Annotated in this window: 20 protein-coding genes, 2 pseudogenes and 2 riboswitches; of the genes and pseudogenes, 18 read left to right on the forward strand and 4 right to left on the reverse strand. The window is 38.4% G+C overall.

The genetic code is table 11. The annotated features are described in order from the left end of the window. The first annotated feature begins 108 nt into the window (after positions 1 to 108). The 5 genes and pseudogenes from GH754_RS06935 to GH754_RS06955 all read left to right on the forward strand — a co-directional run bounded on the left by GH754_RS06935 (position 109) and on the right by GH754_RS06955 (position 7559). On the forward strand, positions 109 to 2022 hold the full coding sequence (locus tag GH754_RS06935) for a PTS mannitol transporter subunit IICBA (RefSeq protein WP_153727989.1): 1914 nt from the start codon (positions 109 to 111) through the stop codon (positions 2020 to 2022). 77 nt (positions 2023 to 2099) lie between these two features. Next, positions 2100 to 4187 carry a BglG family transcription antiterminator gene (locus tag GH754_RS06940; protein ID WP_153727990.1) on the forward strand — a complete coding sequence of 696 codons (2088 nt, stop codon included), beginning with the start codon at positions 2100 to 2102 and terminating at the stop codon, positions 4185 to 4187. Positions 4188 to 4192: 5 nt separating this feature from the next. Then, positions 4193 to 5332: a mannitol-1-phosphate 5-dehydrogenase gene (locus GH754_RS06945; protein WP_153727991.1), complete on the forward strand. Its 1140-nt coding sequence runs from the start codon at positions 4193 to 4195 to the stop codon at positions 5330 to 5332. 102 nt (positions 5333 to 5434) lie between these two features. After that, positions 5435 to 5539: riboswitch (SAM riboswitch) on the forward strand. A 90-nt stretch (positions 5540 to 5629) separates the two neighbouring features. Continuing rightward, a riboswitch (SAM riboswitch) is annotated at positions 5630 to 5736 on the forward strand. 93 nt (positions 5737 to 5829) lie between these two features. Continuing rightward, positions 5830 to 6918: pseudogene (gene sfnG, locus GH754_RS06950) on the forward strand (dimethylsulfone monooxygenase SfnG). Further along, positions 6915 to 7559 (forward strand): NADPH-dependent FMN reductase, encoded by a 645-nt coding sequence (locus tag GH754_RS06955; protein ID WP_153727992.1) that lies wholly within the window; start codon positions 6915 to 6917, stop codon positions 7557 to 7559. The pseudogene sfnG and the gene GH754_RS06955 overlap by 4 nt, the downstream one beginning before the upstream one ends. Before the next feature lie 205 nt (positions 7560 to 7764). Here GH754_RS06955 and GH754_RS06960 read toward each other — a convergent pair. Continuing rightward, positions 7765 to 8270, reverse strand: a pseudogene (locus tag GH754_RS06960) (ATP-binding cassette domain-containing protein). A 13-nt stretch (positions 8271 to 8283) separates the two neighbouring features. Then, entirely contained in the window at positions 8284 to 9060 is a 777-nt protein-coding gene (locus GH754_RS06965) for an ArsR/SmtB family transcription factor (protein ID WP_153727993.1), read from the reverse strand. Between the two features lie 152 nt (positions 9061 to 9212). On the opposite strand from GH754_RS06965, the gene GH754_RS06970 reads away from it, so the two are divergent. From GH754_RS06970 to GH754_RS06990, 6 genes are all read left to right on the forward strand, one after another. Then, positions 9213 to 9710 (forward strand): GNAT family N-acetyltransferase, encoded by a 498-nt coding sequence (locus GH754_RS06970; protein ID WP_153727994.1) that lies wholly within the window; start codon positions 9213 to 9215, stop codon positions 9708 to 9710. A gap of 54 nt (positions 9711 to 9764) precedes the next feature. After that, the gene (locus GH754_RS19635) at positions 9765 to 10292 is read left to right on the forward strand and encodes a hypothetical protein (protein WP_228550175.1); all 528 of its coding nucleotides are present in this window, start codon (positions 9765 to 9767) and stop codon (positions 10290 to 10292) included. 26 nt (positions 10293 to 10318) lie between these two features. Further along, a complete protein-coding gene (locus tag GH754_RS19640) occupies positions 10319 to 10750 on the forward strand; it encodes a S41 family peptidase (RefSeq protein WP_228550176.1) in 432 nt (143 codons plus the stop codon). A 309-nt stretch (positions 10751 to 11059) separates the two neighbouring features. Further along, positions 11060 to 11587, forward strand: a complete 528-nt coding sequence (locus tag GH754_RS06980; protein ID WP_153727995.1) for a hypothetical protein — start codon at positions 11060 to 11062, stop codon at positions 11585 to 11587. 396 nt (positions 11588 to 11983) lie between these two features. Further along, the gene (locus GH754_RS06985; RefSeq protein ID WP_153727996.1) at positions 11984 to 12400 is read left to right on the forward strand and encodes a flavoprotein; all 417 of its coding nucleotides are present in this window, start codon (positions 11984 to 11986) and stop codon (positions 12398 to 12400) included. A 32-nt stretch (positions 12401 to 12432) separates the two neighbouring features. After that, positions 12433 to 13242 (forward strand): helix-turn-helix transcriptional regulator, encoded by an 810-nt coding sequence (locus GH754_RS06990; RefSeq protein WP_228550177.1) that lies wholly within the window; start codon positions 12433 to 12435, stop codon positions 13240 to 13242. Here GH754_RS06990 and GH754_RS06995 read toward each other — a convergent pair. Then, on the reverse strand, positions 13180 to 14415 hold the full coding sequence (locus GH754_RS06995; protein WP_228550178.1) for an MFS transporter: 1236 nt from the start codon (positions 14413 to 14415) through the stop codon (positions 13180 to 13182). The two genes, GH754_RS06990 and GH754_RS06995, sit on opposite strands and share 63 nt — an antisense overlap. Before the next feature lie 484 nt (positions 14416 to 14899). Here GH754_RS06995 and GH754_RS07000 point away from each other — a divergent pair, with 484 nt between their 5' ends. From GH754_RS07000 to GH754_RS07025, 6 genes are read left to right on the forward strand one after another with little or no spacing between them, the layout of a single operon-like run. After that, the gene (locus GH754_RS07000) at positions 14900 to 15448 is read left to right on the forward strand and encodes a GNAT family N-acetyltransferase (protein WP_323741890.1); all 549 of its coding nucleotides are present in this window, start codon (positions 14900 to 14902) and stop codon (positions 15446 to 15448) included. A gap of 17 nt (positions 15449 to 15465) precedes the next feature. After that, a complete protein-coding gene (locus GH754_RS07005) occupies positions 15466 to 16506 on the forward strand; it encodes a serine hydrolase domain-containing protein (RefSeq protein ID WP_153727998.1) in 1041 nt (346 codons plus the stop codon). 12 nt (positions 16507 to 16518) lie between these two features. Further along, entirely contained in the window at positions 16519 to 16827 is a 309-nt protein-coding gene (locus tag GH754_RS07010) for a hypothetical protein (protein ID WP_153727999.1), read from the forward strand. A 51-nt stretch (positions 16828 to 16878) separates the two neighbouring features. Next, positions 16879 to 18501 (forward strand): ABC1 kinase family protein, encoded by a 1623-nt coding sequence (locus tag GH754_RS07015; protein WP_323741891.1) that lies wholly within the window; start codon positions 16879 to 16881, stop codon positions 18499 to 18501. Positions 18502 to 18509: 8 nt separating this feature from the next. Next, the gene (locus GH754_RS07020; protein ID WP_153728001.1) at positions 18510 to 19265 is read left to right on the forward strand and encodes a DUF5694 domain-containing protein; all 756 of its coding nucleotides are present in this window, start codon (positions 18510 to 18512) and stop codon (positions 19263 to 19265) included. Positions 19266 to 19272: 7 nt separating this feature from the next. Continuing rightward, positions 19273 to 19737, forward strand: coding sequence for a GyrI-like domain-containing protein (locus GH754_RS07025; RefSeq protein WP_153728002.1), 465 nt, complete (start codon positions 19273 to 19275; stop codon positions 19735 to 19737). Between the two features lie 37 nt (positions 19738 to 19774). On the opposite strand, the gene GH754_RS07030 is transcribed toward GH754_RS07025, so the two are convergent. Beyond that, positions 19775 to 20437: an HAD family hydrolase gene (locus GH754_RS07030; protein WP_153728003.1), complete on the reverse strand. Its 663-nt coding sequence runs from the start codon at positions 20435 to 20437 to the stop codon at positions 19775 to 19777. Between the two features lie 164 nt (positions 20438 to 20601). Between GH754_RS07030 and GH754_RS07035 the strand changes: the two genes are divergently transcribed. After that, positions 20602 to 21456: a DegV family protein gene (locus GH754_RS07035; RefSeq protein ID WP_153728004.1), complete on the forward strand. Its 855-nt coding sequence runs from the start codon at positions 20602 to 20604 to the stop codon at positions 21454 to 21456. The last annotated feature ends 11 nt before the right edge of the window (positions 21457 to 21467 follow it).

The raw sequence follows: 21467 nt of genomic DNA on the forward strand, positions 1-21467 counted from the left end.
ACCTGCGCGACAAAGTTAGTTTTCATAAACCTTGAAGGGTATTACACGACTACCTTAAGATAAAACTAGACATTCATTATAATTTATACATCGAAAGGAAGAATTTTAATGTCTCAATCCAATATAAAAGTAGGAGTACAGAAGTTTGGTAACTTTCTAAGCTCGATGGTACTGCCAAACATTGGTGCGTTCATCGCGTGGGGATTAATTACCGCATTATTTATTCCATCAGGTTTCTTTCCAAATGAAAACCTTGCCAAACTAGTTGATCCAATGGTGAAATACCTACTACCATTATTAATTGGTTATACAGGTGGTAAGCTTGTGTATGATCAACGAGGTGGTGTGGTTGGTGCAATCGCTACCATGGGTGTGATTATCGGTGCACCAGATACCCCAATGTTCTTGGGTGCCATGATTATGGGTCCACTCGCTGGTTTTGTAATCAAAAAGTTTGACCAAGCGATTGAAGGTAAAATTAGAACTGGCTTTGAAATGCTAGTCAATAACTTTTCTGCAGGGATCCTAGGTGGAATTCTTGCCATCTTATCATTCCTTGCTATTGGACCAGCTGTTGACGGATTTACTCAATTGCTGGTTGCGGGTGTGGATTGGTTAATTGCGACTGGATTATTACCATTAACAAGTATTTTAATTGAACCTGCTAAAATTTTATTCTTAAACAACGCGATTAACCACGGTGTACTTTCACCAATTGGTTTAGATCAAGTACAAGATGCAGGTAAGTCGATTCTCTTCTTGTTAGAAGCAAACCCTGGTCCAGGACTTGGTGTGTTATTAGCCTTCACTTTATTAGGTAAAGGGACTGCTAAGCAATCCGCTCCAGGTGCCGGAATTATTCACTTCTTCGGGGGTATTCATGAAATTTACTTCCCATATGTATTAATGCGTCCTATGCTGTTCTTCGCCGTTATTTTAGGTGGTATTAGTGGTGTATTTACATTAGTACTGTTAGGTGGAGGATTATCTGCGCCAGCTTCACCGGGAAGTATTATCGCAATCGGAGCCGTTACACCACCACAAGGTAGTGTTTATTTTGCAAACTTTGCAGCGGTTGCAGTAGCTACTATTGTTTCTTTTGTCATTTCAGCACTTGTATTAAAAACAGGTAAGCAACAAGATGAGGATATTAAAGAAGCAACAGAGAAAATGCAAGCCATGAAAGGGAAGAAGAGCTCCGTAGCTGGCACAATCTCTTCTTCTAACCAAGGGACACTACCAGAGAATGTCGACAAGATTGTCTTCGCCTGTGATGCCGGTATGGGTTCAAGTGCGATGGGTGCATCCCTTCTAAGGAAGAAAGTTAAAGCGGCTGGATTGGATGTGGAAGTTACCAATACCGCGATTAGCAATTTGCCAGATGATGCGGAGGTTGTCATTACACAAGATGAATTGACTTCACGTGCTAAAAACAAACTTCCAAATGCTTACCATATTTCAGTGGATAACTTCCTATCAAGTCCTGAGTACGATAAGCTGATTGATAGCTTACAAAGTGGCGTGACGGAAGAGCAGGCTGAACTCGTTGAAGAAACAGAAGAAGAAGTAACTGGTGTCGATCATGATCAGGATGACGATGACTTACTTCGTGAAGAAAATATCTTCTTAAATCAAAGTTTCTCAACCAAAGAGGAAGCCATTCGATTTGCTGGGGAAGCATTAGTGAAAGCTGGATACGTAAAAGAAGATTATGTCGATGCAATGATTGAGCGTGATGAAATGACATCGACATATATGGGGAACAATGTGGCTATTCCTCATGGTACTGAAGAAGCTAAGAAAGCCGTATTACGTTCAGGATTTACCGTGCTGCAGGTTCCAGATGGTGTTGATTTTGACGGTGAAAAAGCTAAATTAATTTTTGCTATTGCCGGAAAAGATGGTACACACCTCGAAATCTTATCAAGCATTGCTGTGATTTGTTCTGAAGAGGAAAACATCGAAAAAATGGTTCAAGCTAAAACAGCAAAAGAATTACTTGATATCATCAATAGTCAGTAATTATTTAAAGAGTAGAAAGGCAGATATTCTGTCTTTCTATTCTGTTATGTGTAACGAATTAGAAACGAGTGAAGCGTATGTTCATAACCTCAAGGGAAAAATCCATAATTTATCTAGTAGCCAAGACCTCTGGCAAGCATACACCCCAATCGCTTGCCAGCTACCTTAATGTCAGTGTGCGGACTGTGCAACGGGATTTGAAGGCTGTGGAAAAAATACTGAATCAATTTGACTTGATCCTTCAACGAACGACTAATGACGGTCTTGTTATTGAAGGTAAAAATGAAGACATGTTTAAACTGATTCAGCAGCTTTCCAATGTTCATCCGACAGACGATACGCCGGAAGAAAAAAAGCTACAGCTTTTAATCAAATTATTTCATGAGGGATCATCCTTCAAAGCACAGGTATTGGCTAAGGAATTAGTGGTTAGTAGTACGACACTTGCTACATATTTAGATGATCTAACCACATGGCTAAAAAAGTTTTCGGTGGCCGTAACCCGTAAAAGAGGTGTTGGCATTGAGGTGCATGGAGATGAGGCAAACAAGCGAAAAGCTTTGGCGTCTTATTTTTTGTATCACTTTCATGAAGATCTATTAGAAAACTTGTATGCCTTACATCAGGGAAGTGAAATCAAAGCGCCAATCCTAGGTTTTTTTCCTTCCCATTATCTATTGAAGGTAGATGAATTCGTTCAGGATATCTTGACTCATGGGGAAACAAAGCTGGCTGACCATGACTATCTAGGATTAATTGTCCATATTTGTACTACCATTCGACGGTCAGAAAGTGGCTTTCATTTGGGTGATGAGGTTGAACAGGATGGGGATCAGTCCAAGGAATTTGAGTTAATGAACCATTTACGAGCTCGTTTGCAATCAGACCTTTCTATACCATTAAGTACGAATGACATTCACTACTTAGCGGTCGTTTTGAAAGGGTCTAAGCTACAGGATGAGCTTGAAATTGACTACGACAGTATCCTGTTAGGACAAAAGATCAAAAACGTGATTGAGCAGGTATCTTCCCAAATACATGTAGATTTATCAGAAGATTTTTCGTTATTTAAAGGCCTATTAGCACATATGGAGCCTTCTATTTATCGGTTAAAGCATCAAATGGGGCTATTTAATCCCTTAACAGAGGATATTAAACAAAAGTATCCTTTGTTATTTATGGCTGTGCGAAAAAGCTTAGAGTATGAGTTTACCGATATGACTTTCCCGGATGATGAGGTGGCGTTTATTGTCCTTCATTTTGGCTCGGCACTCCTTATGAATGAAGAAAAAGCTGATATTCATGCGGTGATTGTTTGTCCTACAGGCATTGGTACTTCCAAAATGCTCGCCAGTCGGATACAAAAGGAGATTACTGAAATTAGTTCAGTGGATATAAGCTCCATTAAAGACTTTGATCGAAATAAGTTGAATCAATTTGATGTGGTGATTTCTACTGTAAGGCTTCCATTTAATGAGATTGACTATATATTGGTAACCCCTTTATTAAGTGACGATGACATTGATATGATTCGAAGTTTTCTACAAAATAACTTGGAAAACATTACGAGAAAACAGCAATATGGTGAGTGGAGAAAGAACGAGGAAGCGCCTACTAGGAATGAAAAATCGACTCTACAAGATGTACTGAAGGAAATGAAGGACGTTCAAACTAGTATGGAGGCAATCCTGGAGCATTTTCGTGTTGAGCGGAAATCGAATGTGGAAAATCATGTTCAAGTGCTACAAGAAATGGTTGAAGAGCTTCAAAAAGAGCAGCTCATCACTGATTCTGCACAGGTACTGCAAAAATTAATGGACCGGGAAAAAGTCGGTGGACTAGGAATCCCCAATACGAACATGGGCTTATATCATTGTCGTGACGACAGCATAGAGTCCTTAGTATTTCAGGTTTCTCATTTAGATGACACCTTTTCTATTAAAGGGATGGATGGGCAGGAGGTACAGATGAAAAATCTGCTACTCATGCTTTCACCGGAAGACCTAAGCTTGAGAGAGCAGGAAATATTAAGTTTAATTAGCACCAGTTTGATTGAAAATGATATTGCCATGATGATTTTTTCATCCTCGAATGAAGCGATGATTAGAGGGAAATTGGAAAATATCTTCTTAGAATATCTTCAAAATAAATGGATAAAGGAATGATAAATATGAAACAAGCCGTACACTTTGGAGCAGGAAACATTGGAAGAGGGTTTATTGGGGCGCTATTTTCCCAGTCCGGCTATCACGTTACCTTTGTTGATCTAGCTGAGCAAATCATCAATCAATTAAATGAAGACCATAGCTATCATGTCAAGCTTGCTACCGATCAACAGGAGACAACTGAAATAAACAACGTTTCAGGTCTTAACAACATGACTCAGGAACAAGAAGTGATTGAAACCATTACAAACGCAACATACTTAACAACAGCAATTGGACCAAATATTTTGCCGAAGATTGCGCCCCTTATCGCGCGTGGAATTTCTCAGCGGGTTCAAAATACGGATGACAAGTTATATGTGATTGCCTGTGAAAATCAAATTGGTGCAACAGATATTTTAAAGGAACACATTCTTGAAAATTTAGATGAAGCGACTAAGGAAAAATTGGATGAAAGAGTATATTTCTTTAATTCTGCAGTTGATCGAATTGTACCTATCCAGGATAATCAAGGTTCACTAGATGTATTGGTTGAACCATATTTTGAGTGGGTTGTGGAAACAAGTGAAGATATTCCTTCAATTGAAGGAATGACAATCGTGGATGAGCTTGCTCCATTTATTGAAAGAAAGCTCTTTACGGTGAATACAGGGCATGCAGTTATTGCTTATTTCGGTTACATAGCCGGAAAATCCACGATAGATCAAACATTAGCTGATGAGGAAATCACCAGCCAGGTACAAGAAACACTAAAGGAGACTGGGGATTACTTAATTCAGCAATATGGTTTGAACAGAGAAGAGCATTTGCAATACATCGAAAAAATTATTGGCCGTTTCAAAAATCCGTACTTAAATGATGGAGTCACACGAGTTGGACGCGCACCAATGCGTAAGCTAGGACCAGAGGATCGTCTAGTACGCCCGGCTACTGAAGCAAAGAAGGCTGGCCTTTCTTATACAAACTTAGCTAAGGCCATTGCGGCTGCCTTACTATTTGATTTCCAAGAGGATGATGAGGCTGTTAAGCTGCAGGGTATGATCAAAGAACAAGGTGTCGCGAAGGTCTTGAAGGAAGTAAGTGGATTAGATGAGGATAGTGGCATTACTAAGGAAGTTATAAAGCACTATGAATCGCTTAAATAGGTCTTTATAACTGTTGACAGTCATTTTAATATCCATTATCTTATTAACTAATACAAATTTTTAAGTAAATTACAGTATTCAAAAAATTTATATCGATTTAATCTCTTATCAAGAGAGGCGGAGGGACTGGCCCGATGAAGCCCGGCAACCACCAGTTTTGGAAAGGTGCTAATTCCTGAGAAGATTATGATCTTCTGGAGATGAGAGGAAGGATTGTTAAAAGGTTATGAACCCCCTTCCTCGTGAAGGGGGTTTTCGTTTTTGGTTACATGAATTCATTAAAAAAAAATAAATAATCTCTTATCCAGAGAGGTGGAGGGACTGACCCTGAGAAGCCTCGGCAACCGGCATATTTTATGCAACGGTGCCAATTTCAGAGTGGATCACAATTCCGAAGATGAGAGTGCTGTAACGGTTTTTCATATACAGCCCATCTCACCTTTTTACGAGATGGGCTTTTTTATATAAATAGTTTTTAAATACGAAGGAGGAATTTTGTGAGTCAATTAAAATTTGCGTATTGGGTACCAAATGTGAGTGGGGGACTCGTCGTTTCAAAGCTCCCTCAGAAAACAGACTAGAGCTTTGAAGCGAATAAGCGTTATGCACAAATCGCTGAAGAGGTTGGATTTGAATATGCTCTATTACAAACCCGTTTTTTTGCTAGTTATGGAGCCGAATATCAACTAGAAGCCATGACATTGGCGTCGGCTTTGGCAAGTGTAACGAATAAATTAAACTTAATTTCGGCTGTTCTACCTGGATTTTGGCACCCAGGTGTTTATGCAAAAATGCTTGCTTCACTTGACCATATTAGTAACGGACGTACAGCAGTAAACGTAGTTAGTGGATGGTTTCGAGGGGAATTTGATGGCTATGGGGAACCATGGTTAGCGCATGGGGACCGATATAAACGTTCAGAAGAGTTTATTCGCGTGTTACGGGAAATGTGGACGGCTGAAAAGGCTAATTTTCAAGGAGATTATTATCAAATTAACGATGCGCCACTAAAACCAAAGCCGGTAAGTGACATACCTATCTTTCAAGGTGGGAATTCCCAAGCGGCTCGTCATATGGCATCCCGAGTGTCAGACTATTACTTTATGAACGGAAACACGCTAGAAGGGTTTAAGGAACAAATCGAGGATGTGAAAACAAAGGCAGCAACTCAAGGTCGTGAGCATGAGGTGAAATTTGGGGTGAATGGCTTTGCCATTGTACGCGATACAGAGGAAGAGGCCGTTCAATTATTAAGAGATATTGTCAACCATGCAGACGACGAAGCAGTAAAAGGATTCCAGGAAGCCGTTAAGGAAGCCGGACAATCTACCAAAGAAAAGCAGGGCATGTGGGCGAATTCAACTAAAGAAGACCTGGTCCAGTATAACGATGGGTTTAAGACTGGTCTAATTGGAACACCTGAACAAGTCGCAAATAAAATTATTGAATTGAAAAAAATTGGGGCGGATTTAATTCTAACCGGGCATTTCCACTATGAAGAGGATTTAAGACGATTTGGGGAAGAGGTTATTCCACTCGTACGTCAAAAAGAAAAAGAACTTAAGAAAGAAGGAATGAGAGTATGAAAATATTAGGAATTTCTGGGAGTCTATCAAAGCCATCCAAAACGTATATAGCCGTGGAAAACGCTTTACAATTTGCCGAAGAACAATTTAGTGAGGTAAAGGAGGGGTTGAAGCAAAAACTCGATACTGATCGGTTTGATCAAGCTTCACTTGATCAGGAAGTCATCAGTTTACATGATTATCACTTGCAGTTTTGTGATGGGCGGAATCCATTCGACTATGAAGGTGATACAAAGGAACTCATTGATAAAATTATTGAAGCTGATGCATTGATTATTGGTTCACCCGTTTACCGTGGTTCCATGAGTGGGGCTTTAAAAAATGTGTTTGACCTGATTCCAAATGACTGTTTAAAGGGTAAGGTAATCGGCTTTGTTGCTACAGGTGGGACGTATCATCACTTTTTAGCCATCGAGCATCAGTTACATCCTCTAGCTGGTTACTTTTCAGCTCATGTTGTACCTGGTGGAGTTTACGCTCATAACGAACATTATGATGAAAAGGGAATCGCATCTGCTGAAATTTTAGAGCGGCTGCGGGTTTTGTCTTACTCTGTTATTGATTTACATTACAGGCTGCATGATCGTCATGCAATTGCGAAAGAGCCACATATTCCAAGGAAAAGTTTAACGAGCAGGTAGGAGTAATTTCGTACGGATTAGCACCTGTGAGTGAGGGAATTTTTAGGGATTAAACAGGGTAGATGTCCTTCATCGAGGGTATGAGGGACAAAACACGTTAGAAAAGTAGGGCTAATGTCCTTCATTAAGACTATGAAGGACAAAGCACAGCTTAATAAAATGAAAAATGTCCTTCATCAAAGTTATGAAGGACATTTTTTCATTATTATTCAAGCAAATCTTCCTTCATAAGATAAGACCTGGCAACCTCGGAAGCACTTTTCCCTTCTACAGCTACTTGATAGTTCATTTCCCTCATTTCTTCATCCGTTATTTTTCCGCCCAGTTGATTTAGGATTTCTTTTAGAGTCCGACCATTTTCCAATAATTCCGTCACGCGATTTTTAATGTTCTCCTGACTCCATTTTTTCATCTCTGGAACAATGGAAATGTTCTCTTCAATTGTCATGTGAGGGAAGAGGGCGATTTGCTGTAGTACATATCCTATATTCCAGCGTAGTTCATTAATGTCATAGTCACTAATTTTTTGTTTATCAATCATGATGGTTCCGTCAGATATAGGAATCAGCCGATTCATCATTTTTAGAGTTTTGCCGCACCCACTGGGACCAATTAGTACAAAAACTCACCTTGTTTTACGTCGAAACTAATGGAATCCACTGCTGTCGTCCCATCTGAAAATGTTTTGGTGACGTTATCAAATGTAATCATTGATTGATACTCCTTATAATTTTTCTACGTATGCTTTTAAATCCTGGAGGAGACTATTCCAGCCTTCTCGGTAGTCCTTTTCCCAGCTTGGGTCCATAAATCCAAAAGCAGTGTGATTCAATTCTAATACCGTTTCATTAGGACGGACTTCTCTTAATTTATACGTGTAATAGCTGTTAACGGCATTTGGCATCCCTAAAGCTCCATTAAAATGTAGTTCTTCATCTGGTTTGATTAAGATAAGGGTTCCCCATAAGGCTTTTTTTCCATCCTCTGTGGTTTCATAAAACTGACCACCAAGCGTGGGATCGACTTTCAGTTTGGAATGTTGAAAAAGACGAATCGACCACCATTTGTCAATATCATGGGTTAAGGCCTGGTATAATTCCATTTTACTTGCCTTGATGGTGATTTCTTGAGCAATTTGAAATGACTCCTTTTCACTTACATTTGTCATGACATTCTCCGCCTCCCTTTGAGAAAATAAATTTTTAAGATTGATCATCGAGTTGGCATCTTCCGCCTGGAATCTGTCCAACCATCTACGATAAAGCTCCTGCAAGGGAATTGCATTAAAAAAATTGACTTTTTCTCTTCCGGATTTCCAGCTATGTATAAGATTAGCTTCTTCTAAAATGTTTAAATGCTTCATGATGGCATATCGAGATACATCGAAATGTTGGCAAATGTCTCCCGTTGATAAGGGCTCTTTTGCCAATAAATCGACAATCGATCGTCTAACAGGATTTGCGAGTGCTTGAAAGGTTTTGTTTATGGATTCACTACTCAAACCACAATCCCTCCTGCCTACATGTTACCTATAAGTAACTTTTTTATAATGTGACTAAAAGGTAACATAAATTTTTTGAAATGTAAAGGTCTGTTTCAATAGGAATTTGTCATCCTTTGTTGAATAGTTATTAAAGAAGAGAGGTGGATTGTTTGAGTGTTTTCATTACAAAACTAACCCCAGAACATACCGAAGCCGTTGCTAGCATCTGTGCCTCTGGCTGGAGGCAAACCGTTGAAGGTATGTTAAGCGAGGAATATCAACGGAAAAATGTTGAATTTTGGTATAACCATGAGCGGGTAGAACGGGATATTCTTGCCGGAGTTTATCAATACGTTGCTCTCATTGATTCAAAGGTGGTAGGAGTAATTGGCGGTGGAATGACTAGTCCTGAGAAAGGTGAGATTTTTGTCCTTTATGTCGATGAAACATACCGTTATCAGGGAATAGGGAGACGCCTACTTGATATGGTAACAGCCGAACAAAAAGAGCTTGGCATTTCGGAGCAATGGGTGTCCGTACAGGAAGGCAATCAATATGGGATTCCGTTTTACGAGGCGAGGGGATTCGAATTTCAAGAAAAGAAAATTACGGTAACTGAAACGAATGAAAAGCAAGTGTCTTTACGATATGCTAGACAGCTAGCCTAGAGGTTATCTATTAGAAGCACATTTTTTTTCAATTAAAGGATAGGAGTTATAATCATGTACACGAATATTTTTGATGAGATTACAACGATTCTACATCATGATTATGCAGGTTGCATGGATAAAATGGGATGGGATGATCCTGCCTCGTTTCGGAGTGAAATCTTAAGTATGGAAAAACAAGACAACATGACCGATGAAAGATTTGTAGACATCATTCAAGATTATTTACTCGATTTTAAAGACTTACATATGAGCTTTAAATTAGTGCAAGGCCAGCAACAAATCATGAAGGATGTGGGATTTTCGGTTAGAAGATATGGGGATATCTTATATGTAGTTGAACATAATCAGGAACAAAAAGTGAAACCAGGCTATAAGATTGTTGCTCTAGATGGGGTGGATATTGCTGAATTAGTACAGTCCAATAAGAGACAGTTAATGGAATCGAAGGCAGAGAGGGAAGATTGGGGACCGATTTTACTTCAATACGACCGGGCTGACATCATCGATGAATCTGGCAGTGCCTTCACGCTGAAACTTCAAAAGTATGAAAAGTCTCCACATGAACCTGAGTATGGTTAAATAAACTCACAGAAGATACACTGTACATGAAAATAACCGACTTCATGCATTATGATACTATTAAAAATATGATTCAGGAAAACGCATCTCTGCTTACAAGCTGCAACAATTTAATTATCGACGTCCGAATCAACAAAGGAGGAAGTGATATCGCTTATTTTGAACTTCTTCCCTATTTGTTTGAGGGGGACGTAATAGATTTGAAGCAGTTCCAAACGGATACAATGCTCACGAATTGTACAGATCGTAATGTGGAATTGCGAACTCAATTTTTGCAAAAGCTTCTTTCGTCTATTGATGATGAGGCAACAAAAGAACAAGTGCAGTCCTATATGAGAGCATTAAAGGAAAATAAGGGGAAAGGCTTTGTTGAACTCAATCTTGACGATGATGATCATCAAGTATTAACAACGAAATCAGGCCCTGAGCATATTATTCTTTTAGCCGATGTCTATTGAGGTAGTTCAGGAGATTCATTTGTTGAACTTTGCAAACATTCATCAAAGGTCACGGTTATTGGCAGGCCAACAAAAGGACTAAATGATTATGCCAACCTTGCTGTGATGGGGTGGGAGAATAAATTCGAACTCTGGTATCCGACGTCAAAGCTATCTAGGATAGATGAAGGTGAAGGAATGAGTGGAATTGGAATTCAACCTAATATCTATATCCCGTGGACACCAAATCATATACATAAGGATGTGGACTTGCAAAAAGCACTTGAATTCCTGAGAAATTCAGATGAATGACAGAAGGAGGCAGGCTTTATGAGTCTCACCCTTATAGATATCATCCTAACAGGTGCTTTAGTCATTATCGTTACCTTCATACTAAGCCTGTTTGTGAAAAAGAAATTGACGTTATTTGTGGCTCTGTTGATAGTGATTTTTGGCATTTATTTTATAAAAGATCAACTAAAATACACAACATTTCAAGACTTAGTATCAGATAAGCTTGATGAACAATCGATTGTGGAAAGTATTACAATCACCACTCAAGATTTATCCGAAGGGCTACCCAAACGAGAAAAGTCCATAGAAATAGAAGACGAAAAAAAGATTGATCGTATTTTAAAGGATTTTAAAGAAGTGGAATTGAAAAAGGAAGAAGATGTGCACTCAGTCTTTAGGGAGTATTATATTGAAATCCTCGTTACTAATGAGGTTGATGATGATCACTTAATCATGGAAGAACTCGCTTTTGGCTTGGATGAAGATTACCTTGGTCAATACAAAATTATCAATGAGACAAAACATTTGAAAACAGTAGAAGAGCTGATTGAAAACAATCAATGAAAAAAGTGCTGAATCGTTGATAAAAGTCAATGTTTTAGCACTTCTTTCTTATTATACTTAAGGTAACTGGAACCTAGGAGGGCTGACCTATGTTCACCAAGCATCTGTTTGTGTCAGGTTTCATTACCATTTCTCTTCTTTTCCTTAGCACCTGTCAGTCAAGTTAATCATTAAATCTTTCAGCTGGGCCTGTCCCGATGCAGGAAATAGAGTCTTCAACCAATGATATTACTCTCCCAAAACTTTAACGACACAAGGAAGTGAAATTTCATTGGCTGTTGAGTTTAGGGTAAATTAAAATTCTTCAAGAATATTTTGGCAATTAATGTTAAAATAGGATTAGTCACAAATGAACTAAGGAACGATTAGTTTATTTATTCAATAGGGGGTCCATGTATGGATAACACATTTCGAGATTTTCTCGATTATTATATGAGTGTTTGGAAAGCTTCGTCTTTAATTGACTTAAAGAAAATCATCTCAACGGATTTTAAAGCTAGAGAAATTTCTAGGGGTGAGATTGTTGATTTTGGATATGAAGAATCCATACTAGGCTGGGAGCAAGGCTTTAACTTTGTGAAGGAAAACAATGCCGAGTGGATCCTTAATGAAATTTCGATCTTTCCTTTACGAGAAGATGAAAGGTTAGTCGTTTTGGCAGCTAGTATGGTTATTGATGATAAGAATCTAGATACAGCAAATCTATTTTTTCAAACATTTAAAAAGAATAGCCATCACGAATGGAAATTGGTAAGAAGTTATATCGAGGCTGGAGTTCCTAATGCTAATATAAGTGAAATGCGTTTCAGTTGAGCTCCAGCTAAGGGAAGTGAGGAGAAAACAGAATGATTGTCAACAACCATAAGGGACTTCTTCTCATGCGGCATGATTATTTGCATGAACGGGATTGGAGAAGTGATGATTCCTACAAACTTATTTTTTCTCCATATGGGGATACGGATTATCAAACCAATCAAGGGGACATCACCATCAAACACAATGAATTTTTGATATTAAATCCGAAAACAGATCATAAGCAGTTAAAGGCCACTAAAGAGAAATTCTTAATTGAGCTTCAACCAACTTTAATCAAGGACACAGCCGAACAGCTAGGGATTAAAATGATAGAACCTGAATTTTCTTTACTCACTTTAAAGCACAACTTAGTCTCACGTTGGACATCATTTATCAGGGATTTCTTAACCTCAAACCAAGATATTCAACCAGGTTCTAACCAACTATTCCTAGAAAACAGCTTAGCCCAAATTTCAATCTTAATCCTTCAACACGGCGCAGGTTCACACCAAAATCATCTGTCAACAGTTGGTGGTGGGGATATCATCAATGATGTACTTCAGGCATTAAAGCAGAGCTATCAACATGAGTGGACCCTGGATGATATGGCTAAGATTGCTAGAATGGGAAAATATCAATTTGCCCATCTTTTTAAAGAGGAAGTGGGCCGATCACCGTATTCCTGGCTCCAGTTGTACCGTTTGTTCCGAAGCCAGGAACCACTGTTAAAGACCAATTATTCTATCTTGAGTATTGCCTTAGAGCATGGGTTTTCGAGTGTATCCTCCTATAATCAGCTATTTAAGAAAGTTTATGGAAAAACGCCAACGCATTTTCGTTCGCTTCACCGTTATCCATAAGCCAAAGCCACCGGTCAATAGAATCAGAAGACCACTAAATGTCATTAGCCATTGTATGGGAATAAATGAGACAAGCAGACCGTACATGGCTAATGAAATGGTATTGGATAAATATAATAAAAAAGCATTTGAACTAAACGCTCTACCAAGCTTTCCTTCAGGTACCAGGGTTTGAATGAGGTAAACTCTTGCCTGACCTGCAATCGGCAATCCAATCCCTACGATCGCACAGCCTATAAAGAAGTGATGAATATCATATAAAAAACCATAGTACGAAATCCCTAACCCCCAGATTAGAGCACCCACCAGATACATTCGAAGTGACATTCTTTTCAAAAAGAAGGGGAGGACGATGTTAGTGAGAATGACGACACCACCAAATATCCCTTGCATCATACTATATAGCTGTTCACTTTCTGAGCTCATTTCACTTAAAGCAAGCAAAAGACCAACCTCCCAAACCCAGGTGTTCAAAAATACAATCATAAATGTAAATAGAAAGAGCTTTCGAATCTCGACATGTGATTTCGCCCATGTCGCAAACTCGTAGATAGATAGAAATACTGATTTAATCGATTTTTCTATTTTTGGTGGCGTCTCTTTCAGGTTTACTTTTGAAATGCAATATGCACTAATGGCGTATGTGAAAGCATCCACGGTAAAGAAATGAATCGCGCCATATTGATTCAACAGCCAAACGGATATAAACGGACTTAAAACGGTCACTCCTCTGGCTAATGTATCATTTAAGCTGTTTGCTGTTGTTCTTTCTTCCGTACTGGATACTAAGGGTAGCACGGTTCGGTGTGTTGGATTAAAAAAACACCCGATGCTTTGAATAAGGAAACTGACCACAAGCAAATAAAAGTAAGATAATAATTCAAAGTAATAGAAACAAACAACAGAAAAAATAAGAGGAATTCGAATGAGATCCAGAATGATTAACCATTTTTTCTTAGGCAGCCAGTCTGCAACAACACCGCCAATTAAGCCAAAAAGTAAATAAGGAAGTGTCTCCGCGAGGGCAATTCCTGTCGTGAGGCCTTTGGAATTGGTAATGTCATAAGCCATAAATAAGAAAGCCATCCCTGATAAAACATCACCTAACCTTGAGACTCCTCCTCCTAGCAAATAGTACCGTATATTGTGATTATTCCACATCTGTTTATACAACTGAAATCACCTCATGGACACTATAAATGTATATGAGGTAGTCAGTCTGTTTAAATCTTGTTGAATTTTTGAGCAATATTTTCTAACCAAGAGAAAAATATGATAATATTATGATGAGAATTTTTAGAATTTTGTAAAAGGTGATGACTTATCATGAGTGCTTTGATGGCATATTCAATTGGACTTTTATTGATTGTGTTTACGTCAGTATTTATTTTTAGAATAAGCAAAAATAAATCAAACAGGCTTTTGAAATATATCCCATTTATAATTACTATACTTAGCATTGCAATGGTTTATTTGAAGATGATATTTATTTCGAATGGCTATGAAGCGATTTCAGATATAGTGATGATAATTTTTCTGTCTATTACATCGGCCACGGCATTAATAATTGCTGTATCTTTAGAAATAATCAATAGAACAAAAAGGTCTTAAATACTAATGTTTTCACTAATAAAGAAAATGGAGTGGGGAGATTATCGTGTTGTTCCAAAATCAAAAGTTAAAAGTTCGAGAGTTAGATCCAAAAGATAAGGCTCATATAGCCAAATGGCTTTCCGATCCATCTGTTTTAGAATTTTACGAAGGAAGAGATAACCCTTTTGATGTCGACAGAGTGAATGAGGTCTTCTATGATTCAGAAGATGAGAATGTTAGATGTATGGTGGAGTATGACGATCATGCAATAGGGTATATCCAATTCTATCTACTGGATGATGAAACGAAAAAGGAGTATGAGTACACGGGTGAAAATATATACGGCACAGATCAGTTTATTGGTGAAAAGGAATTTCGGAATAAGGGCCTCGGCACATTACTAGTACAATCGATGCTTGAATTTCTAATCAAGCACCGTCATGCAGAGCGTATTGTGATGGACCCTCAACTAACAAACACCAGGGCTATACGATGCTATGAAAAATGTGGTTTTAAAAGAGTAAAGAAGCTCCCAAACCGTGAATATCACGAGGGTGAATATCGTGATTGTTGGTTAATGGAATATACAATTAATCGACAATTGATTGAGTAGAGAGGTAGGAGGCACGTATGAAGCTAAAAAATATTAATATAGCAGAACGAATGAATCATTATCAGGTCGCTGGCTTAAGTCTTGCCATAATCGAGGACGGCCAAATTAGCAAAACCCAAAATTATGGTGTGAAGGAATTTGGAAGAGACCAATCCATTCATAGCAACACAGTCTTTAACGCGTGTTCGGTTAGTAAATTTTCAACTTCAATGTTAGTGATGTGCCTCGCATCAGAGGGCCTACTAGATTTAGACAAAGATGTGAATGAAATCCTTATTTCATTGAAGCTTCCTGATCATCACCGCCATACCAGAAGACGAAAAGTCACATTACGCAACCTGCTTTGTCATCAATCAGGAATAATAGATCCTGAAGACAGCTTTTTAGATCTGAAATCCAATGATGAGGTTCCATCAGCTCTTGATCTATTAAAGGGAAGAACTAATTACTGTAAGCAACCCATTGAAGTAAACTATGAACCTGGAAGTGACTTTCACTATACAGACGCAGGGTTTTGTCTTATCCAACAAGTCATTGAAGATGTCATGCAGCAACCCTTTATAGACATCATGCAAGAGAGAATATTAGAACCGCTAAAAATGGGCAAAAGTAGTTTTATTTCGTCTAAAGCAGAGGCCAAGGAAAAAGGAGTAAGCTGTGGTCACAATAAAGAGGGGTCCTTAGTGGAGGAAGGATACCCCATATACCCATATCCAGCCTGTTCCGGATTATGGACATCCTCTACAGATTTAGCGACTTTGGTCATAGAACTTATGAATTCACTAAAAAGACAAAGTAAGATTGGCCTGTCAGCATCCTTAGCTCAAGAAATGATTCAGTCACAAGGATATAAGTCGTGGGCTGGATTGGGAATGTTTTTAGATGAAGTTGACGAAGAGGTAGAAATATCTTCACTTGGGTGGGGGGAAGGCTTTCAATGCATGATGGTCGGTTTCCCCTATCAAGGTACGGGTCTCACAGTTATGACCAATACAAATTTAGGTGTTCATCAATTGAAGGGGATTATTGGTGAAATATATCAATCTATGAAGCTATAAGGGAGGCATTCCATGAAAAAGAAAAGAATATGGGTACCTATTGTTCTCGTTATTTTATTTATTTTGCTACATCTATCTCCCAAACTGGCATTAAGAACCCATGTTGTATTTATGGGGCATCCAGTTGCGGCGGTTACATCGGAACTTATTCAGGACAACTATCATAATGAAACGGATAAAAATCAACTCAAAAAATTAGATGCAAAAGTGTATACATTAACAGAACCACCGATTGAGGAGGCTACACAGAGTGAATTAAGGAATTTCATTGTAAAAGAAGTTGGATTTCTTTATTTTGCTGAGTATTACGGGGAAGTGTAAATTATACTCGTTAAGACTGTTAACTTATAAAACGAAATGAGCGAATCGGTAGTGAAGACAAATAGTAAATTAAGGCGAATGGCAAAAGTCTTATCTTTAGCATTTGTAATCTTTATTCAAATCTATTGGTACAAACTTCGAAATAAAACGGATGCTGAATGGGAAGTACTATGGGGAAAAATAGGGAAGAAATTTCGTGAGACGCTGTTTGAATTAGAGGGTCTCTTAATTAAGGTTGGTCAATTACTAAGTATTAGAGCTGACCTGCTCCCAAAATCCTTTATTCAACAAATCCAAGACCTTACAGACCATGTCCCTCCTTCTGAATGGAAGGAGATTGAACAGATTCTCGAACAGGAATGGGGAAGCCCAATTGAAGAGCACCTCCAATGGATTGAAAAAAAGGCAGTCGCTTCCGCTTCGATTGGAGAGGTTTATAAAGGTGTTTTGATTAACGGTGAAGAGGTAGCTATTAAAGTTCAGCGCACGGAAATAGAGTCCATCGTTCAAACGGATTTCCGGACTTTACGAATGATTATTTGGTTTGCAGCAGACCATTTTGTTCCCGTTCCAAAGGGATTTATCAATTTTAAGGTGCTCTTTGATGAGTTAAAACAGGTCATAGAACGGGAGCTTGACTTTTCGAAGGAAAAAGATACACTGTTGTCGTTTCAAAAACGATTTAAGGATGTAGATATTGTCAAAATTCCTGAGGTATATTCCGACTATTGTTCCTCTAAGGTATTGGTGATGGAGTGGATGGAAGGTATCCGTGTGACCGATGAGTCTCGGTTAGATCAACTTGAAATCAGTCGAACTGAATTGGCTAAGCGACTCATTGAAATATTTCTTCCTCAATGGCTAGAGCCTGGGTTATTTCACGCTGATCCGCACGCAGGCAATGTACTGATCTCTGAGGATGGACACATTATCTTACTAGATTTCGGGATGATAGGGGAAATATCGAAAAGGGACGCTGCGAATTTTCAGGGTCTAATAGAGAGTATGCTTTCCAAAAACTTTTCAAAAGCAGTGGAATGTCTAACCCAATTAGGATTTTTACTTCCAGAAGCAGACAAAAGAACTATGGAAAAGTTGCTTGCTGAAATGATGTCATTTGAAGTAAACCAATGGCAAGACATGGACCTTTTTAAATTCAAATTAGAAATGAATAATCTCATACAAGCACTTCCCATACAGGTTCCAACACGATTTGTATTTCTAGGACGATCCTTTGTCACTTTGGAGGGAATGATATACAACCTTGCTCCAGAAGAAGAATTTATCGTTATATTAAAGCCGGCTTTTACGAATTGGATAAAAAAACAGGGAAATCATGGTTGGTCATTTGTATGGCATTGGTTGCAGTCACAGCCATTATTCAAGCTATTCTATTCCTTTAAAGAATTTTTAACATTACCGCAAAAGTTAGAGGATTTAAAGGAAAAGGAGCAACGGAGACAATTTCAATTTACCATTTATGAAAATGGTAAAAGGCAGTTATTTTTATTAACTTTATTAAGTATTGGTGGTGTTGGAGTAGGATTATATTCCTCACATCAGTTTTTGATGCAGTTTGCCATCGGGGGTAGTCTACTTTCAACAGTTGGGTATTTATTTTTAAGCTATCAACAAAAAAAGTGGATGAAATATATGCATGAAAAACGGAGGTAGGGGAATACATGGGCAGGTCTTCCAAGAAGTCAAAAGTGATGGTCTTAGGGACTTTTCATATGCGTTATACGCCTGATTTAAAGAGAATTGACATAGATGAGAGCATCGTGCAACAAAGGCAAAAGGAGATCAGAAAGGTTGTCGAATCCTTAAAAGAATACAACCCAACTAAAATAGCATTTGAAATTGTTAAAGAGGATAATGACTCATTAAATAAGGAGTTTCAACAATATTTAGATGGAACTTTTAAACTCGGGGTTAATGAAATCCATCAATTCGGATTTCAAACAGCAGCGGAGTTAAATCATCGTCAGGTTTATGCGATTGATTGGATGGATACTGTGGGAAACATGGGGCTTGGACAGGTTTTAGACTGGGCCAAGGAAGAGCAACCCGATATGTACAACCTTATACATGAATATTACCGTCCAAAACTTCAACTTGATATAAAGGGTAATAGTATTCATGAATTGGTCAGAGAATGTAACTCGGAATCCAGAATTAAATTGGATCATGAGATGTATATGGCAATTGCCCGCATTGGTAAAGGAATCGAATATATTGGAATGGATTGGCTTCGTTGGTGGTATCAAAGAAATTTAACGATTTACAAAAATCTTGCAGAGATCACAAACGCATCATGTGACCGGACCTTGTTAATTATTGGTGCAGCTCATGTTCATTTAGTGTCACAGTTTTTAGTGGAAAGTGGTCTTTTTGAGGTGATATCCCCTAATGAGTACCTAAATAAATCGAAAGGATAATATTCAGATGAATAAATATATTAAAAAGTTAGAGGAACTAAAGTTAGTTGGTTTTCGTGTTGTGTGTGAGGGTGATCAATACATAAATGAAATTCCAAAAGCAGCCAAACGACTCCAAGATAGAACCAGTGAAATTCAGCACGTTTTAAACTCAGGAAAACAAGTTGGTGCATTTGTTGTTGAAGAAACAACACCAGAGGATGAAGGATATTGGGTTTGTGTTCAAGTTGAGGAGTTTGCTCAAATCCCAGAAGGAATGGTCACGTTAACCATTCCGCCTCAAAAATATGCTGCGATTATGCACAAGGATTCGAGTCACCTTATTGGTCAAAGCTATGAGACGCTACATAAATGGATTGCTGAACACGGGATGAAACGGTCGTTAAGAGGCTGGAATTTAGAATTTTATCAAAGTGTGGACCCTGGTTCTGCGCAATTAGAAGTGGAATTATGTGACTCCATTCATGCTTAAGTGAACGTAAAAGGGGACGACAAGAAGCCGTCCTCTTTTACGACGCAAAGATCGGCCACTTATTTTTCTTTGCAATCAACTTCATATCCTGATTAGGATTTACTACAATGGGATGCTCCACATAGTTCAATAACGGAATATCACTTTCACTATCTGCATAGGCCCAAATTTCATTGGTATGATTAAGTTCGGCCTTTTCTAGCCATTTCTCTACTTGTCTTACTTTTTCATCCCCATTTATAATTTGTCCAACTTCACCTGTACAAAGACCACTTGAATCTAGCTTCAGTTCCGTACTGATAATATGGACATCTAGCTGTAATTCCTTTGCGAATGCTTCTAAGAAAGGGTGAAGGGCACCTGATAATAAAATGATAGTATCCCCGTTCCTTTGATGCTCTTTTATTGTTTGTACAAGACCTCGATTGACCTCCTCTTTCCCTATATGTACAAGTTCTTGAAAAAAATCTTCTAATTCTTCGGTTGTTTTTCCTTTAAATGTCTTTGCAAATGCCTTGAAAAATTGAAGGCGTAATGCGTTTTTCCCTCTGATTAACCCCAGCCAAAGAGATTTGAGCATACCAGTGAATACAACTCCCCATTGTTTGAGGCCAAACGTCTTTTTGCCTGCTTGAAACATAACCTTAAAGGAGTTTCCTTGATATAGGGTACCGTCAAAGTCGACTGTTACAATTGCCATACGTAATCACCTCATTTGACGTCATTATATAGGAAGGTGGAAAAGATGTAAATTAACGAAACTTTTATTATCCGACTTTTAAGAAAAATTAGCACCTAGTCATAATGTTTGGTATCATATACTTATAATAATGTATCAGATTTGATTGGGAGGAAGATAGCTTTATGGCAGAGAAAAGAGTGGCATTTGTAACGGATAGTACAGCTTTTTTAACAGAGGAATTGCGTTCGCATCCTGATGTATATGTTGTGCCAATTGTTGTCATTTCAGAAGGTCGTGAATATGAGGACGGAATAGATTTGACCTCCGATGAACTATACAACATTATTCGCAATAGCAAAGAGGTGCCAAAGACATCCCAGCCATCTGTAGGGAGGTTTCAAGAGGTATACCAACAGTTACAAAAAAACTATGACCACGCGATTGCCATTCATGTTTCAGGTAAACTAAGCGGGACAGTGTCGAGCTCAATGACTGCTAAGGACCAAGTGGGATTCGATGTGGAAGTCATTGATTCGAAATCTCTTTCCTTTTCGATTACAGAATTACTCAGTAAAGGGCTTCAGCTTGCTGATGAGGGTGTTGATGTTAAAGAGATTGCCAATGTGCTCAGAGAGGAAAAAACTAGGTCGAAAAATTTAATTTTACTCGGTAGTTTAGAGCAATTATATAAAGGTGGGAGAATGTCAGGGGCAAGCTTTTTACTTGGAAATGTTCTTCAAATTAAGCCTATTCTAACGATTAATTCTGAAGGAGAGCTTGGCTTATTAGAACGAGTAAGATCTGAGAAGAAGGCTGTAACGAAATTAATTGACTTATTGAAACAATCCTGTGAGGAAAAACGAGTGAAGCAATTGGGTATTATGCATGCCAATGTACTAGAAAAAGCGGAAAAGCTGAAGCAACGAATTCAAGCTGTGATCCCTAATGTAGAAATTGTTATTGGAGAAATTAGCTCATCCTTAGCAGTACACGCGGGTGAAGAATCTTTGGCGGTTTTTTGGCATACTGAAAAGTAAATGGGAAATGC

Source organism: Salinibacillus xinjiangensis, from assembly GCF_009649735.1.
In the GTDB taxonomy this organism is placed as follows: Bacteria; Bacillota; Bacilli; order Bacillales; family Alkalibacillaceae; genus Salinibacillus; species Salinibacillus xinjiangensis.

Bases quoted from the DNA above. Each gene is read 5' to 3' on its own strand.
- GH754_RS07030 (WP_153728003.1), bottom strand. From the start codon at position 20,437: ATGGCAATTGTAACAGTCGACTTTGACGGTACCCTATATCAAGGAAAC.
- GH754_RS07035 (WP_153728004.1), top strand. From the start codon at position 20,602: ATGGCAGAGAAAAGAGTGGCATTTGTAACGGATAGTACAGCTTTTTTA.
- GH754_RS19635 (WP_228550175.1), top strand. From the start codon at position 9,765: ATGTACACGAATATTTTTGATGAGATTACAACGATTCTACATCATGAT.
- GH754_RS06935 (WP_153727989.1), top strand. From the start codon at position 109: ATGTCTCAATCCAATATAAAAGTAGGAGTACAGAAGTTTGGTAACTTT.
- GH754_RS07020 (WP_153728001.1), top strand. From the start codon at position 18,510: ATGGGCAGGTCTTCCAAGAAGTCAAAAGTGATGGTCTTAGGGACTTTT.
- GH754_RS07010 (WP_153727999.1), top strand. From the start codon at position 16,519: ATGAAAAAGAAAAGAATATGGGTACCTATTGTTCTCGTTATTTTATTT.
- GH754_RS06945 (WP_153727991.1), top strand. From the start codon at position 4,193: ATGAAACAAGCCGTACACTTTGGAGCAGGAAACATTGGAAGAGGGTTT.
- GH754_RS06985 (WP_153727996.1), top strand. From the start codon at position 11,984: ATGGATAACACATTTCGAGATTTTCTCGATTATTATATGAGTGTTTGG.
- GH754_RS06955 (WP_153727992.1), top strand. From the start codon at position 6,915: ATGAAAATATTAGGAATTTCTGGGAGTCTATCAAAGCCATCCAAAACG.
- GH754_RS07005 (WP_153727998.1), top strand. From the start codon at position 15,466: ATGAAGCTAAAAAATATTAATATAGCAGAACGAATGAATCATTATCAG.
- GH754_RS19640 (WP_228550176.1), top strand. From the start codon at position 10,319: ATGAAAATAACCGACTTCATGCATTATGATACTATTAAAAATATGATT.
- GH754_RS07025 (WP_153728002.1), top strand. From the start codon at position 19,273: ATGAATAAATATATTAAAAAGTTAGAGGAACTAAAGTTAGTTGGTTTT.
- GH754_RS06980 (WP_153727995.1), top strand. From the start codon at position 11,060: ATGAGTCTCACCCTTATAGATATCATCCTAACAGGTGCTTTAGTCATT.
- GH754_RS06990 (WP_228550177.1), top strand. From the start codon at position 12,433: ATGATTGTCAACAACCATAAGGGACTTCTTCTCATGCGGCATGATTAT.
- GH754_RS06940 (WP_153727990.1), top strand. From the start codon at position 2,100: ATGTTCATAACCTCAAGGGAAAAATCCATAATTTATCTAGTAGCCAAG.